The following is a 15,470-nucleotide window of genomic DNA, read 5'->3' on the forward strand; positions in this document are numbered from 1 at the left end:
GATAGAGGGGAACATCATTCAACTCAAGGAGGAACACACCATCCATGCATATGCAGAATAACAACCCCCAGTCCGCCATGACACCGAACATGCAGCCCGGCACATCGCAGTTTAACAATCACGGGGGGCATGAGATTTTTGACGCTCATGAGGTGCTGGCCGGCATGATCAATATGCTGGATCAGTATCAAATGTACCAGCAGCACATCCAGGACCCTGAGCTGAAGGGAATCAACGAGCGGCAGCACAGCTTCGTCATTCAGGCTTACAACACTATGGTAGACTCCTTCTCCACAGGGCAGGACCCAAGAGTGCCCACGCAGCAGTATACAATGACGCAGAATAACGAGATTGTGTACGGCATCAAGCCCAGCCAGCCGAAGAAGCCGAATGCCTCGGTCAATCAGCTGTCTGATCAGGGGCTGTCGGCTTATATGCTAGGCAACACGAAAGCCCTGGCTACCCTGCTCGCCATGACCGCGCTGGAGATGACTAACCCGGTATTGCGCCGCATTATGGCGGACAGTGTGCCGAACTTTATCGAGATGAGCTATGAGATCTTCCTGTATCAGAACAAGCATGGCTACTATCAGGTGCCGCAGCTGATGCAGCAGGATATGAACAGCATGCTGAACGGGTACACCAAGGCCCCGCAAACGGGACAAGGTATGCACTAGAGTCCGGGAACACCCGGACAACGATCGTAGACGGGCGCGTTATGCAGGCCTGCAACGCTGCGTTCTAGCGGTTCGTCACAGGCGCCGTGCCGGTTCTCTATAACAGCAGCCCCGCGAAGTGGAAGCACTTTTGGCGGGGCTGCTTGTTTGTTTGAACTTCTGTTATCGCCTGATAATCCAGCCGGTCAGAGCGCGCTTTATCGCCTTTTTTAACCATGCCCGCCGCTCCAGTCTTTTAACTCCTTCCAGACTTCGATGCTGGAAATAATATCTTCTGCGAAAATCCGTCAGAATCCATCCCGTCCGAGGCTCGCGCAGGTATTTGTATTCCCTGGTGACTTCGGGGATTGGCGATCGGCCAAGCCGCTTGGAGCCCCTAGGCCCCGGGACCGATTTTTCTTGTAACACAGCGGCGGCGCGAGTCAGCAGGCTGGCGTATTCCTGCAGAAGAGGCTGGATAACCTCCAGCAGCTCCGGACTCATGCGGTGCAGATGGTGTGTCAGCACCTCGGGCTGCTCTGGCTTGAACCCGCTTAGGTGAACAAACACGACCGGCTTACCGTCCACCCAATACCGGCCATCCTCACGGTACAGCTCCCGCTGGAACATATTCCAGTGCGCAATATTGTACTGGGGCGCATCCAGCCTCCGGAAATCCTCGGCGTAATGGTGAACCAGCATAGGCAGCAGCTTCTGGTCGCAGAACATTCTCCGGCTCAAGTCATCGAAGCAGTAAATTTCAAACCGGCTGATGAGCCAGTCCAGCATTTCTAAAGAGCGTTCATGCTGCCTAAACATCCAGAAGCCGCTGTTATACAGCCCTACCTGCAGCAGCTGCAGATCATCCGGCTGCTGACCATCCAGCGGCAGCGGCTTCGTAATATGCGGTGTGAAGCTGAACAGGCAGGTATCCAGCAGGCTCAGCGCCTCGTCGAACGACGAGGTGACATAAATGTCGGAATCCAGATAGATGACCTTACTGCTGTTGTAGTGCAGCATCAGGTGCTTTATCCATGATGGTCTTACCGCATTGCACAATTCGAATGCATTGTAGTAAATAACCATCTGGTCCAGATTGTGAATGTCCAGCTCCTCGAGCAGAATGACCGTATACGGCAAGTCCGCAGGGAGGTCGCTTACGGAATCGGCGTCAATCACCAGCGCAAAGCCTTGGTAGTCCTGCTGGTGCTTCGCCAGCGATTGAAACAGCACCGCAGCCTGGTCCATATAGTCCATTGTAATGACGGTACAAAAGGCGATCATGTCTGTTCCTCCTGCCGTGAACGCTCTCCTCTGCCACCGCCTCGCAGCACTTCTTCCATTTCCTGTTGAAAATGATCCGCCATGCGCGACAAGGTAAACCTGCGAGACTGCTCCAGCCCGGCCTTTATTCTCTGCTGCCGATGTTCATCCTGCATCAGCAGCTTCACGCCCTCCAGAATCGAGGCCGCATCGCAGGGATCTACATAGATCGGAGCCTCACCTCCGACCTCCAGCAGAGCGCCCTGACCGGAGGTAACCACCGGACAGCCGAGAGACATGGCCTCCAGCACCGGCAGCCCAAACCCTTCATACAGGGAGGGGAATAATAATCCCTCCGCATGGCGGTACAAGTACACCAGCACCTCATCCGGCGCTTCCACGAAGGTCACTCGCTCCTGCAGGCCGAGACGTCCCAGCAGATCCTGCTCCCACGGATTGCTTGGTCCCGTACAGACCAGCTGCAGGCCCGTCTCCTCCTCCCGCAGCCAGCGGGAGAGGGACTGCAGCAGGAAACGGAAATTTTTGCGGCCGGTACGGTCTCCTACAAACAGCAAATACCGGGAAGGCAGGCCCTCTACTGCTCTTTCCGCCTGCAAGGACAGCAAATTTCCGGTATGGATCACCGTCATATGAGGCTGCTCTGTCCCCGTCAAAGACACGATATCCTGCGCGGTCTGATGCGAAATGGCAAACACCTTACTCGCCCGGTGGATCAGGCTTGCCAGCCGATCGGCATTACTGCCTGCAGGATCATACAATCCGTCAGGACCCAGCACACAGCGCATCGTATCGTGGACGACCATGAAGGAAGGCTTGCCACCAGGCAGGTCGTTCAGAAAGGAATCCTCGAACACGGGCGACGTCATGAACAGCGCATCGTAATGTCCCTGCTTCACCTTTTGGCGGTACCACGCCTTGGACATCTTGTTTACGAACGTATAGAGCTTGCCGCCATAAGGCAGTCGGTCCAGAAGCGGCTTGGCGCGATCCAGCCACTGAAGCCTGCCCGAGATAAAGTCGCTTTGTGACCGCAGCAGCGGCAGATCCATCTCTACCCCTCTTCGCTCCAGCTCTTGAAACAGCGCGCTATAGTAGCGGACCATGCCGCACCGGCCATAGAAAAAAATCTCCGGATCTATCAATACCTTCATGTTGTCCCACTCCCACTTCACTTTCCTGCTGCGTAAGCTTACAGTGACGACTTCGACCCGCCCGGGTAGTCTGTCATCTCAAACGTGTACTTCTCTATGAACACCTGCCGCGCCTGATCCGAGAGACGAAAGGCTAGCTCCGGCGATTCCGCCAGCCGCTCACAGGCCGCCGCGAACTCTCCGGCGGTCTCGGCCGGCACATAATGCTCCTGCGGCGTTAAGCCTAGCCCGTATACCGACTCCCCTGTAGCCACGATCGGACGCCCGAAGCCCATCGCTTCCAGAATCTTCAGCTTTGTGCCGCCGCCGGCATGAAGCGGCGAGACGACGATATAGCTTGGGCGGTATACCTCTTCAACCCGCTCAACCCGTCCATAGTAATGGACGCCCCCGCTGTCATTCAGCCGTCTTCGCAGGGTCTCGTTGCTCGTATGTCCCGCTATATGAAGTGTCCAGGCCGAATTGACTCTTCTCAGGCGGGGCAGCACCTCCCGAAGCAGCCAGGAGACCGCCTCTTCATTCGGGAAATAATCGAGCGAGCCGATAAACAGCAGGCTGCGAGGCGTATCCGGAAGCGGAAGGCGCACCGGCGTGCCGGCCAGACGATTAGGCATGACATGAAGGCGCAGCTGCGGCAGCCTGTGCTGGAGCAGGGCCTGATCCTCCTCCGAGCAGACATACACGGCTTCAAAGTCGCGCCCCATGCGCTCCTCTTCCCGCTTGAAATGCATTCCCCGAAGCATATAGAGGAGAGATCTTGGCCATTGCCCTTCTTGCCGGTACAAGCGCGCGATTTTGTAATGCGTCGAGGATTCCATATCGTCCAGATCCAGCTCCATCGCCGGACAGCTTGTCAAACGCTGCAGGTATACAGCGTACTCTCTCAGATAGAGCCGGAAGCATACGATCTTGTCCAGCTTCATACCGCTGTAATAGGGTCTTAGCTGCTCCTGCTCTTCCTCTCCCATTGTCGGCCAGCCGGACAGAGAGGCATGAGAGATTTGTCCACTGCACAGAGACACGAGCGCTTGACATAGCTGCTTTCCCCTGGAGTGCTCTTTCGGGCTGGCATGGATATAGCGAAGCCGGGGGTGAAGTCTCAGCATGGCATGGTCAGGGGGAGCCTGACTGCCTGAGAGAACGACAAGCATATGAACCTCATAGCTCTCCTCCAGCTTCTGTGTCCACTGACAAGCCCGCTTCTCTCTGCCGGCTCCGTTCAGATCGGGAAACACCGGAGAGATCAGCAATAGCCGGGGACGCGGCGCAGCGCAGTCCGTCACGTTGTCCGGGCCTGTCAGAGGCAGGGCATTATGCGTTGTCTTGCGCCGGTATTGAGGTGGCAGAGGCACTCTCCTCCGGCCTTGTGAACAAGGCACCTCCGGCGGCCGAACCGCCAAGCTCGGCCGCGATGTCAGCAGATCCATGGAAACTCCCCTTCCTCTATAGCTCAATGACCTGGGTGGCAAACGCTTTAGCATTTTCTTTCCGATGCGAGATGAACACAACCGCGCCCTTTCCCATGGCATGACAAATGCTGGACATCACCTGCCGCTCGGTCTCTTCATCCAGCGCGGAGGTCGCTTCATCCAGCAGCAGCAGACGCGGCTGATGATACAGCGCCCGCGCGATGCCCAGCCGCTGCCGTTGTCCGCCGGAGAGGAGGATGCCGTTGTCCCCGGCCAGCGTGTTGAGCCCCTGGGGCAAGCTTCGGACCAGGCTCTCCAGCTTCACCAGAGACAGCACCTTCATCATCCTCTGCTCATCCGCCCTCTCCTGCGTAAAGCTGATATTCTCCGCAATCGTCCCGCTCAGCAGCGCCGTCTCCTGCGGCACATACGCAATCCCCCCTGCACCCGGCTCTATACTTCGTGAGGTATACATCTGGCCCCGGGAGGGCGGGATGAAGCCGGCGAGAATCATCATGAGCGTGCTTTTGCCCCGGCCGGAATCCCCGGAGATCGAAATGCGGTCACCCTCGCAGATGCTCACAGACAGCTGCTTCATCATCGCCCTGTCGTCTTCGTAGGCAAAAGAAATTCCCTCCAGTCTCAGCAGCTCCGGCTCTTGAAGGGACACGCTGTGAGAAGGAGCTTCAGCTCCCTGCTCCCCTTGTGCAAGCTCCTGCTTCAGGATACTCAGCTGGCTGTGTGTCCCTTCCAGCTCGGCGTAGGAGGAAATGAGCAGGGACATGGACGGAATCAATCGGCGGGACAAAATGGTAAACGACGCCAGGCCGGCAATAAGCTGCGGTGTGCCAGCCTGATCGACCGAAATCACGTACAGAATGCCGAGTCCGATGGCCAGGGTGAACAGCGATTCCAGAGCGATTTTGGGGATATGCGGCAGCACCGACAGGGAGATCTTGGCCTGACTGAGCCGGTCCAGCTCCTTGACCGCCCGCTCCTCCATCACCTTTTCGGCTCCAAATACCCGAATCTCCCGAAACAAATTCAGATTCTCATGCAGGCGGTTATAATAGCTCTGCTCATGCACGTTATGCTCATGGGCAGCCCGGTTGATCCGGGGCTTCATCACCCGGCTCGTCAGCCGGCCGAACAGCAGCAGCACCGCGAGCACCGCCAGCACCGCTCCCGGAGCCAGAACCAGCATCGTTCCCGCCAGCAGCACCAGATTCATGACCGAGCCGATAAAATTAAAAAACACCTGGTACGAAAATGCACTGTCCAGCGCCGTTGCGGTCAGATGCTTTGCCTTCACGGCCCGGGTCCCGGCGGTGAAATCCTTCCAGGACATATTCATGTACATATGTAACAGCCGGCTCGAATACTCCCGGTACAAACGCTGGGTGAAGGTGCGGGACTGCCACACGGAAATATATTCAAGGATTTGCCTGAGGAGCGTTACCCCAATGAACAGCCCCATGAGTCCAGACAGATCCTCTTGCCCGAAGGACCATCCTCCCATCGCGGCAGGCTCTGCCTGCAGCGTCATTACGAGGACGTAGGTCACGTATACGATCAATAGATCCACAGCCGGCAGGACGCAGGCCAGTCCCAGTGCCAGCTGCAGCCTGGACTTCAGCGCCGCTGGAGCCGCTGCATAAATTTCCCGCAGCCGGTAGCATTGCGCCTTCAGCTTTAACACCTCAGTCATGCCATGCCCTCTGTATGCGGCGGAAGAAAAGAGCCAGGTTCTCTACCCGATTTCTCCAGATCTCTCTCTGATACTCGCTCCGTGCATAAACCTCATCCTGCGGCAAAAAAGAACGTCCCAGCGCGCTGTAAGTGCTGCTGCCGTGCGCGATAAAATGCGGCGTCAATCGCCCTGCATGAAAATAAGTGAAATCATTACGTTCCTTGTTCCACCACAAATGGCTCCATAAATGCAGACTGTATACATTCTCCGGCAGCTCCACCTGCTGGTGGAACAGACGGCGTATGCCCTCCCGGCTCCAGTCCAGATGGAAAAAGGACGACTCCGGCTCCACATGAACAAGCTCTGGAAAGCTGCGGCTGAGCCGGTACGGCAGAAACGTCGAGTGCGCACTCCACGAGCCGTCAAATTCCTGCATGATGGAATCCAGCCAGTACTGAATAAAGCGCGAGCCCGGCTCCGCCATAATCAAAGCGTTGCACAGCGAGCCGCCGGCTTCCCGGGCAGCGGAAACGTTCAGATCCACTTTTTCATGGCCCATGACACAGGGATGGCGGTACAGCTCTTCCGGAATCGGCCTCACAAACATCGTATCAATATCTACATACACCCCGCCGTATTCCAGCAGCATCTCCAGCCGGGAGATGTCAGACAGGTGCGCATAACGGTATTGCTCAAGCGAAGGGTCTTTATAATCATAGGCGGCCATAGATTCATCCTGCTGAATGGGGTGTAGCACCAGGGAATCCTTGATACGGTCCCACCACTCCCCATACGGAAGGTGCTCATAGTGAAAATACACCCGTTCCGGCCGGTTCACCTCTATACAGGAGACAATCGCCATATAGTGCGAGAGATGGAAGGGCTCGGTCTGCGGCTTCAAGCCGAACACAAAGTGAAACACCTTGGGAATCATCGTCATGGAAAAAGCACCTCTATGCATGTATTGGCAATACGCTCAGGATGGAAGGCACGCGACACCTTGTCCCGAAGCTGCCCGCCTTTATGCTTCGCCCGGGACGGGTCCTGATAGATTGCCCGTAATACCTTGCGTACCTCCTGCTTGTCCACCGCCGCCCATTGCTGCTCCTGGGTATAGGAGCCTTTGCCGAACGCGGTGGCCACACGCTCCAGCTGGAACGGCAGCAGATAAGCATCCTCCGGAGACAAATAATCCAGCTGTCCGCCGTGGGAGGTCATCACAACGGCCTTGCCGTACCAGGCGGCTTCATACGCGCCCATACCCCAGCCTTCGCCGCGCGTGCAGGAGACGAAGCAGTCTCCCTGCTGATGCAGCCAGGCGAGATCGCCGGCACACCATTCCTTCGTCACATGCAGTATACGTCCTCCTTCAGGATGCGCTTCCGTCAGCTTCTTCAAGCTGGAGCTGCTGGAGTCAAAGGTCGGCCGGAGAAACAGCTTCTTCCAGCTGCGGCGGCAGGTCGTCCAGTCGAAGGCGTCTGTCTTTAAGAGAAGGACGGCCTTCTCATCTTGGTGAAACTCCTCCCGAAAAGCCTCGATCAGCAAAGGCTGGTTCTTTCGCTCATTCCACATGCCAATGCTATAAAAGAGAAAGCGGCCTTCCGCCTCTGCAAGCACCTTTTGCAGATCATGACTTGGCGCTGTGTGCGGGGTCGCCCCACCAAACTCTGACACATGCGGCAGCACAACCACCGGCACTTCCACGCCGCAAGCCAGCAGCACCTCCCGGTTCCACTGACTTGGCACAAACACGCCGTGCAGCCGGTTCAGCAGTCCCGCCCAGTGCGGCGGAATGCGATCGGTCTCCCAGGCGGTGTAGCCCCAGACCGGTGCGTGCGGGTGCGTGCGGCTTGTCTTCTCCAGCCAGTACGGGTAATATTCCGGCACGGTGTGAATGATCACCGCCTCGGCGGAGGCTCGGGCAGGGAAGCGCTCCTCCCGCACCAGAATGCCGCCGCGGTTCACGCGTCCGGAGCGGATCAAGGTCTGCTCTACCCTGATGCCGGCGGCCTTCAGCGCAGTGATCAGACCGGCCGCGGCCGTTCCGTAACCGGTCTGTTCGTCGCAGGAAATATAATGAATGCTTCTCAAGACGTCCTCCTGCTGAGGTCCTGAAGCGAAAGCTTGTAATAGCGGTACAGCTTGCAGGTATAATACACGAACCGGGTACGTCTGGTTTGGAGCAGCGTCTTGTACAATTGAGGCAGAAGCCCCGGCTTGTATGCCTTATCGATCTTGTCCATCACCTTCTGGTCGTTCAGGATGCTGCGGATATATGCCAGCTTCTCGGACCGGGTCAGGGGGCAGTCTTTATAGAACAGATTAATGAAGCTGATGATCGTATTGGGCACGAAAATATAATACGCCTTCGGCTCCAGTTCCCCTTGAATGCCAACGCTCCCCAGCAAATATTCCAGCGCCTTATCATGCGCCAGGTTGACAGAGTGAAACTGCTGAGGGCGGTAGCTGGTCGTGAGGGAGCCTTCTTTTTTCTTCGTGTAGTAGTACAGGGATTGATTCAGAATAAACACTGAGCGGCAGTATTTCAGATACTCTATATTAAAAATAAGGTCCTCCGCATAATGAACTCCATCCGGCATCTTGATATCATAGTCCTGGATGATGCTAGCTTTATAGAGTCTCGCACAGGGACTGTTAATGAGTGCGGTTTCAAACAGAGAGAGAATTTCTGCAGCATGTTCTTTCGAGATGCTGATCTTGCCGTCAAAGGCGAGCTCGGGGCGCAGCATTCTCTTGTTCTTGAAGTACACATACTCAACCGTCATTGGACTGATCACCAGATCACTCCCGCTCTCCTTCATTCCGTGAATAAGCTCCGCGAACATCGTCGGCATAATGTAGTCGTCGGCATCAATAAAGGAAATATAATTCCCGCGCGCGTGGCGAATACCCAGATTACGGGCCGCGGACGGACCCTGATTATGCTGCTGAAATACAGAAATTCGGCTGTCCCGCTGCGCATATTCCTGACAGATGAAGAAACTCTCGTCCTGCGAGCCATCATCCACCAGCAGTAATTCAAAATCCGCATAGGATTGCTGCTGGATCGAATCCAGACATTTACGAATATAACGTTCCACATTGTACACCGGAATAATAATCGATAGTTCAGCCATTGTGTTCAGCTCGCTTTTGTTAAATTTGACTTCATTCCACGGCAGGAGTAACTCTTCTTCTGATTTTAGTTCCATTATATAGCACTATTACGACAATAAACATCAGAATCATGTATATTTCGACAATTATACAGAGGCACACTCACAAAATACTCACAAGCAATGAAAACACAGCCCCCCTGCACGACTGAACGTGCAGAGGGGCTGTGAAATTTCGACCTATCATTTACTGTCTTACTTACTCATACCCTGCAGAAGCAGCGCCAGCAGCTTCGCAGCTTCCTCGCGGCTTGCAGCCGCCTTCGGCTGGAACAATCCACCCGGCGTGCCCTGAATCATACCTGCACGTTGAAGCTGCTCGACATCCGCCTGCGCCCAGGCACTGATCGCGCTGCGATCACGGAACGACTCGAGACTGCCCTCTGCGTCCGGCACAGGCAGCTCATATTCGATATGCCGGACATAGCGACCCAGCATGACGGCCAGCTCTTCCCGGGTGATGAGATCATGAGGCTTAAAGGTATCCGGGCCTTTGCCCAAAGCAATGCCTTCACGGGAAGCCCAGTGAATAATGTCCGCATACCAGTGACTGGCATTCACATCTTTGAACGGCTGCTCCCCGGCAATGCTCAGGCTGTCCCCGGACATCCTCGCGAGCACGCTCAGGAACTCCGCTCGTGTCATGGAAGAACCAGGCTGAAAGCGGTCTGCTCCATAGCCCTGCACCAAACCGCGCGCGGCCAGGTACGTAACATAACTCTGCGACCACCCGGAAACATCACGGAACTCCTGCTTGTTATACCCGATCCCATAAATCGAGAAATGCTTAACGGCAAAGGTATACATCCCGTTGGTTGAATCTAACCATCCATTTGGCACGGCCGTCAGGGTGCCGTTCTCGGCAATATGATATACAACCAGAGCGTCACGAGCTTCGCCCGCTGCAGCCGAATATGGAATGGACACCTTGACGGTGCCGCCGCCAAAGTCGGCAACGGTGCCTCCTTCGTGACGGATGCTTAGATCAAGTACAGGCCGATTCCCTGTCACCGTCTTCACGAGGACTGGCATTGCAGCGGTTTCGATCTTGGACACCTCAATCTGCATGGCTCCGCGCACCTGGGTTTGGAAGGCCTGAATCACTTTCGTGTCCATTGACAGCTGTGCAAGAGGCGTGGTGATGGACAAATGGGGGATTCCGCTGCCGCTCAGCAAGGCGGCTGTACCTTCCGGCAGCTCCAGGGAGACCCGGTTAGCTGATGCCGCTCCTGCAGACAGCTGAAGCTCCAGCATTCTCTTCTTGGAAGGACTTCCGGCATCCTGCTTCCACAGCTCAATCAGCGACTTCATCTGATCTCCAGAGACGACGGCCTTCGTGACTCCGCTCACCTGGCTTCCAGGCACTTGAAGGAACACCTTCGCTCCATCCGGGCTAACTCCGGTCTGTCCCGGCAGGATCGGCGAAGGGGACGGCGATCCCGGTTGGACCGGACTGCCCGTGGACCCGCCCGGTGAGCCTGTATCTGGGTTGTTGGGATTTTGCGGGCTGGAAGCCAGGATCGTTAACGGCCGGGTCACCCGGCTGCCGCCAGAGGCAGCAGACACCTCGTATGAACCCGAAGCCCAAGCCGCCGGGACGGTGATCGCGCTGCGATACTGGTTCGATGACGTCTTTACGGTATCGAAATAGAGTATTTCACCTGCCGTATTCCGCACAGTGAGAATAACATCGGAGGAATGGGACCCTCCGGTAAAGACAAGCTCCTTACCCGCTGCAGCTTGTGCCGGAGCCTCCAGCGTCAGCGTGGATGCCTGGCTCACGGCCTGTAAAGGGGCCGAAACCGCGCCTGCCTCAGGCAGAAGTGCTGAACTGTGGGCGGCAGGCGGCAGGCAAGCTGCGCCGAATGTAACCATCACCAAGGCAGCGACCCAATTGCGCATGCCTGTTCCTCTTCGTTGTAGATTTCTCATCTTTATTGCACCCCGTAAGCATCGGCAAGCACCTGAATGTTTTCGCCGTCCACGGCGGATACCACCATAATCTTGACCTTCTTGTTCTGGCCGATACGAATTTCTTCAGAAACCATGTCTGTTCCGTTCTGGACGTGCTTGATCAGCGTCAGGCCCGGCGTTGTGTAGTCTGCACCCTCATACACCTGAACAACAAGATCATAGCCTGAGCTGTAGACAGGCGCGCCCGGAGTCTGTGATACCGAATACTGATAGACCGACATGCCGGATGCGGTGGACTTCTGCACGTCCAGCTTCAGCGGACGCACATCGTTGTCCGGCTCCACATGGCCCTGATGAAGCAGATACACGGCGACCGTTCCGCTGACCTCATGAGCAGCCAGCAGCAGCGGATATCCGGTCGGGCTGTCGGCCGCTTTAATGACCGCCAGGCCTTCCGGCGCGACATCTCCTTTAATCTTGGCGCTATAGTCACGGGTGTTCATGTAATCGAAAAATTTAGCCTCAGCCGGATTCGTAATATCATAGACCATAATTCCACCGATCCGCTCCAGCCCGATAAAGGCATACACCTTACCTTCTACCTCCAGCACCTTAATATCCTCGGGCTCCGGCCCTTTTTTGGAGCTGCGGTGATCCAGCGTCAGATTGTCATTGGATACGTTGAACTGATGCGGATAGCGCTCCGCTGTGATTTTTTCAAAATCACTCCCGCTGTCATACACCAACTCCAGCGTCTCTGCATTCCAGATGGAGAAGGAGCGACCGCCCAGAATGTACGTTTTGTCATTCTCTAATCCGTCATGTTCTTCATTCTTCAGTGTATCTATGGAACCGCCGCTTACCGAAGTGCTGCCGATGTTCGCATACTCTGCCCACTCTCTCGCATCTCCTTCATTCGGGGTCAGCAGGTAGGTCACGCCGCCAATGTTTGCCGTAGCGGCTCCATCCGGCATGTACGCACCGAATACGCTGTAATTATGGATTTCAATCTGGCCGTTCCGGTGGATGTCCAGCTCGTTGCCAGGAAGACTGTGATCCTTGAATCCGAGTCCCTTGATGCTCGTAAACTTCATGCTCCCGATATCCAGCACCGCGACGGCATTGGCTTCCTGAAGGGTCACATAGGCCGTTTTGCTGTGATCTGCGACCGCAATGTACTCCGGCTCCAGATCGACAGAAGGCAGGGTGTTCTTTTTCAAAATAACCTGATGATTTACCAGCTCAGCTCGGGCTGCATCCCAAGCTTCAAAGGTAACTTGAACCGCCTTGGCGCTGTTGATGCCGTCACGCAGGTCGACGATGGACACCGAGCCCTTAGGATCTACGGCTCCCGGTCCGTAGCCGCTGCGCGGCTCCCCTTCGTCGGCAGTCAGAACATACTGCCCGTCCGGCGTAAAGGTAATCATATCCGGCTGTACGCCTACCTCCAGATGGGTCACGTAATCTCCATCATAATTTAGCAGCAGCACAGCACCATTCTTGGCGTAATCCTGTTCCTGAACAGCGACTGCAATGAGCTGGTGCCCGGTGTGGATATCAACGCTCGTCACATCTCCGAAGGTGAAGCCGGGAATCATGCTGCTCAGGCTCACCTGCTTCTTCAGTGAAAAGGACGCGCTGCCAGCACTCCAATCTCCGAGGCTGATGATGTCGATCGTCTGAGCATTACCGTTGACTAGATACATATTTCCGTTATCCGGGTTGTACTTGACGATTTCGGCCGCGCCGCCGTCCTCATTCTGGCTGCCCGTGAAGAAGCTGCCCCAGTAAGATAGGCCACCAGGGACCGCCGGCTCTCCGCCCACGGCTGGCACTGCAGGGATTTGCGGAGTTGGCGCCGGGTTGGGTACCGGATTCGGAGTTGGCTCGGTCGGCGCCGTCAGCCCCCAAGCTCCGTCAGCCAGGCTGCGAGGACGGTGTAACGCTATGAATTCCGGCGTCTGGCTTTTGTATTCCAGAACCTCGAAATCGGTGTTGTTCTGATTTGTATCGTTAAAATTAACGCGCCGGATTGATTTTTGCTTGGAGATAGACGGGATTACCTGGCCTTCGACCCCGTCCTTACCCGCTTCCTTCACAGTCACTTGATCCACGACGCCACCGCTGCCGTTCACAAGACGCACATTATATTGGTCATTGTCGATATAACGGCCTGTCCAATCCAGATCAAAGGAATCCATCTGAAGCAGGCTGACACTGGTCGTTTCAGCCGCTCCCCGAATTAGATAAGAAGCATGTGATGGAATGATGCCGCTAAGCTCCAGCGCCACCCATTCCCCAGCCGTGGTGCCGGGGTTCCCCGCGCTGCGTAGAGATGAATATTCTATCTTCCAGCCCTCCAGGCTGATCGGCGCTTCCGTCGGATTGTACAGCTCAATAAAGCTATGGCTGATCGGTGTATCGCTCTTGCCGCCACCTCCGTACACCTGGTGAATCAAAATCGTATCGGGACCGACAGCACTCTCCTCTGCTGCATGCACGCCCCCAAAGCTGACTACAAGCTGGACAAACACAAGTAGCCCGGCGATGAAGCCGAGTATTCTTTTTCTGGGCAGCCTTGAATTTATCATTTTGCACACCTTCCCCTTTGCTTGATCTGGTCTGCCCACAACTGCAAGGATCATGACGATTTCAAAGATTCCATGTGAGCGTTCACTTCATCTATCATAGTGAAAAAAAGCTAGGCTCAGGTCATAGCGATGTTAAATATGAGGCCGGTTTCTGTAAAAAGCGCATCAAAAAGCCCCATTCATCTCTGAATGGAGCTTCCTGCTAGTGCTGCTGTATCCGATCGGATCGTATGTTTATGGCTTCCCTACAACGTCTCTCCACCACCCGGACGTCTCGTCTCTATCCTGCTGAATGAGAGGAATGGTCTCGCCCAGCCGGGGAGTAACCAGCTTCATGTTCAGCTGCTCCGCAGCTGGCAGCGCACGCTCGATCGGCTCGGTCCAGCCGTGATAAGCCAGGGTAAATGCCCCCCAGTGGATTAGCATCATTTGCGCGCCCTGCACATCCCTTGCTGCCTGCACGGCCTCCTCGGGAGTCATGTGAACCCAAGACCAGCGATGATCATATTGACCGCCTTCGATCAGCGCCAGGTCAAAGGGGCCGTATGTCTCCCCGATCTTTTTAAAGTGAGCCCCGTATCCGCCATCCCCGCTCGTGAATACGCGCGTCCGTTGTCCCAGGATGACCCAGCCTCCCCAAAGAGTCGTGTCCTTATTCAGCAATCCCCTGCCCGAGAAATGCTTCGACGGTGTCAGCACAAGGCGCAGGCCCTCAAACTCCCGCTCCTCCCACCAGTTCAATTCCGTAATGGCATCCTCCGGAACCCCCCAGCGGATTAGGTGTGCGCTGACACCACAAGGCACGAAGAAATGACGGACCTTATGCCGCAGCTTGGAGATCGACGGATAGTCCAGATGATCGTAATGGTCATGCGTAATCAGAACCGCATCAATCGGCGGAAGCTCGTGTATCATCTGCAGCACATCCTGACTGTACCGCTTACTTCCTGCGAAGGAGACCGGCGAAGCCATCATACCGAGCATGGGGTCAACGAGAATATGCTTGGAATCCATCTGAAGTAAAAAAGCGGAGTGCCCAAACCATGTCACATGATCCTCTGCACGATCTATACGGCTCCAATCCGTCTTAACCATGGGCAGGGCAGCCTTGGGCGTACGCTCCTTCCTCCCGATCATTGAATCCCTCGTCATGGACAATAAATCCGAGACATTCATGCTCATGCGGGTCGTCTCCAGATTTCTGAACCGGTTACCGGTATAGTTCTTCATCTCGCTGTACCGGGCCACCTGTCCCCGAGTTGGACTGCCCCCAAACACAGGATGCAGGCTCATAAACAACACCGCTCCCAAAATAACTGCTGCAAGAACGATCCATATATAAATCATGCCTTTTGTTCCTTTCCTGATAAAATCGACGCTTGCCTATGTCTATACTATCATAAAGAAAGCTTCTCATGAAACTAAAGCACAGCGGCTGCCGACCCACCTTTCAGCCATGGACACTCCGATTTGCAAATATTCGTGAAACAGCAGTGAACCATGCTCCTCCTCCCCGCAAATATCCATTAAACCCCCTACATTTTGGCCCAGTTATAGCCGATACAATGAGTAGCTTATCACTTGAACATTAAAGGAGTG

11 protein-coding genes are annotated in these 15,470 nt (G+C 55.5%); 1 reads left to right on the forward strand and 10 read right to left on the reverse strand.

Annotated features, from left to right (window positions below; translation table 11 throughout):
* The first annotated feature begins 44 nt into the window (after nt 1-44).
* Nucleotides 45-677, forward strand: coding sequence for a spore coat protein (locus ACH6EH_RS09310; protein ID WP_397332090.1), 633 nt, complete (start codon nt 45-47; stop codon nt 675-677).
* 162 nt (nt 678-839) lie between these two features.
* On the opposite strand, the gene ACH6EH_RS09315 is transcribed toward ACH6EH_RS09310, so the two are convergent.
* From ACH6EH_RS09315 to ACH6EH_RS09360, 10 genes are all read right to left on the reverse strand, one after another.
* Nucleotides 840-1,940, reverse strand: a complete 1,101-nt coding sequence (locus ACH6EH_RS09315) for a hypothetical protein (RefSeq protein ID WP_397332091.1) — start codon at nt 1,938-1,940, stop codon at nt 840-842.
* Nucleotides 1,937-3,091, reverse strand: coding sequence for a glycosyltransferase family 4 protein (locus ACH6EH_RS09320; protein ID WP_397332092.1), 1,155 nt, complete (start codon nt 3,089-3,091; stop codon nt 1,937-1,939). The genes ACH6EH_RS09315 and ACH6EH_RS09320 overlap by 4 nt, the downstream gene beginning before the upstream one ends.
* Before the next feature lie 38 nt (nt 3,092-3,129).
* A complete protein-coding gene (locus ACH6EH_RS09325; protein ID WP_397332093.1) occupies nt 3,130-4,518 on the reverse strand; it encodes a glycosyltransferase in 1,389 nt (462 codons plus the stop codon).
* Between the two features lie 16 nt (nt 4,519-4,534).
* The gene (locus ACH6EH_RS09330) at nt 4,535-6,208 is read right to left on the reverse strand and encodes an ATP-binding cassette domain-containing protein (RefSeq protein WP_397332094.1); all 1,674 of its coding nucleotides are present in this window, start codon (nt 6,206-6,208) and stop codon (nt 4,535-4,537) included.
* A complete protein-coding gene (locus ACH6EH_RS09335; protein WP_397332095.1) occupies nt 6,201-7,130 on the reverse strand; it encodes a glycosyltransferase in 930 nt (309 codons plus the stop codon). Before ACH6EH_RS09335 ends, ACH6EH_RS09330 begins: the two co-directional genes overlap by 8 nt.
* A complete protein-coding gene (locus ACH6EH_RS09340; RefSeq protein WP_397332096.1) occupies nt 7,127-8,281 on the reverse strand; it encodes a glycosyltransferase family 4 protein in 1,155 nt (384 codons plus the stop codon). The genes ACH6EH_RS09335 and ACH6EH_RS09340 overlap by 4 nt, the downstream gene beginning before the upstream one ends.
* The gene (locus tag ACH6EH_RS09345) at nt 8,278-9,402 is read right to left on the reverse strand and encodes a glycosyltransferase family 2 protein (RefSeq protein ID WP_397332097.1); all 1,125 of its coding nucleotides are present in this window, start codon (nt 9,400-9,402) and stop codon (nt 8,278-8,280) included. The genes ACH6EH_RS09340 and ACH6EH_RS09345 overlap by 4 nt, the downstream gene beginning before the upstream one ends.
* A gap of 159 nt (nt 9,403-9,561) precedes the next feature.
* Nucleotides 9,562-11,268 carry an S-layer homology domain-containing protein gene (locus tag ACH6EH_RS09350; RefSeq protein ID WP_397332099.1) on the reverse strand — a complete coding sequence of 569 codons (1,707 nt, stop codon included), beginning with the start codon at nt 11,266-11,268 and terminating at the stop codon, nt 9,562-9,564.
* Between the two features lie 32 nt (nt 11,269-11,300).
* Complete coding sequence (locus ACH6EH_RS09355; protein WP_397332100.1) at nt 11,301-13,871, reverse strand: choice-of-anchor I family protein; 2,571 nt, start codon at nt 13,869-13,871, stop codon at nt 11,301-11,303.
* Nucleotides 13,872-14,105: 234 nt separating this feature from the next.
* A complete protein-coding gene (locus tag ACH6EH_RS09360) occupies nt 14,106-15,218 on the reverse strand; it encodes an MBL fold metallo-hydrolase (protein WP_397332101.1) in 1,113 nt (370 codons plus the stop codon).
* Nucleotides 15,219-15,470: the final 252 nt, after the last annotated feature.

The sequence above is a fragment of the Paenibacillus sp. JSM ZJ436 genome, assembly GCF_044383795.1.
GTDB classification, from domain to species: Bacteria; Bacillota; Bacilli; order Paenibacillales; family Paenibacillaceae; genus Paenibacillus_AQ; species Paenibacillus_AQ algicola.

Bases quoted from the DNA above. Each gene is read 5' to 3' on its own strand.
- ACH6EH_RS09310 (WP_397332090.1), top strand. From the start codon at position 45: ATGCATATGCAGAATAACAACCCCCAGTCCGCCATGACACCGAACATG.
- ACH6EH_RS09345 (WP_397332097.1), bottom strand. From the start codon at position 9,402: ATGGAACTAAAATCAGAAGAAGAGTTACTCCTGCCGTGGAATGAAGTC.
- ACH6EH_RS09350 (WP_397332099.1), bottom strand. From the start codon at position 11,268: ATGCGCAATTGGGTCGCTGCCTTGGTGATGGTTACATTCGGCGCAGCT.
- ACH6EH_RS09335 (WP_397332095.1), bottom strand. From the start codon at position 7,130: ATGACGATGATTCCCAAGGTGTTTCACTTTGTGTTCGGCTTGAAGCCG.
- ACH6EH_RS09325 (WP_397332093.1), bottom strand. From the start codon at position 4,518: ATGGATCTGCTGACATCGCGGCCGAGCTTGGCGGTTCGGCCGCCGGAG.
- ACH6EH_RS09330 (WP_397332094.1), bottom strand. From the start codon at position 6,208: ATGACTGAGGTGTTAAAGCTGAAGGCGCAATGCTACCGGCTGCGGGAA.
- ACH6EH_RS09315 (WP_397332091.1), bottom strand. From the start codon at position 1,940: ATGATCGCCTTTTGTACCGTCATTACAATGGACTATATGGACCAGGCT.
- ACH6EH_RS09320 (WP_397332092.1), bottom strand. From the start codon at position 3,091: ATGAAGGTATTGATAGATCCGGAGATTTTTTTCTATGGCCGGTGCGGC.
- ACH6EH_RS09355 (WP_397332100.1), bottom strand. From the start codon at position 13,871: ATGATAAATTCAAGGCTGCCCAGAAAAAGAATACTCGGCTTCATCGCC.
- ACH6EH_RS09360 (WP_397332101.1), bottom strand. From the start codon at position 15,218: ATGATTTATATATGGATCGTTCTTGCAGCAGTTATTTTGGGAGCGGTG.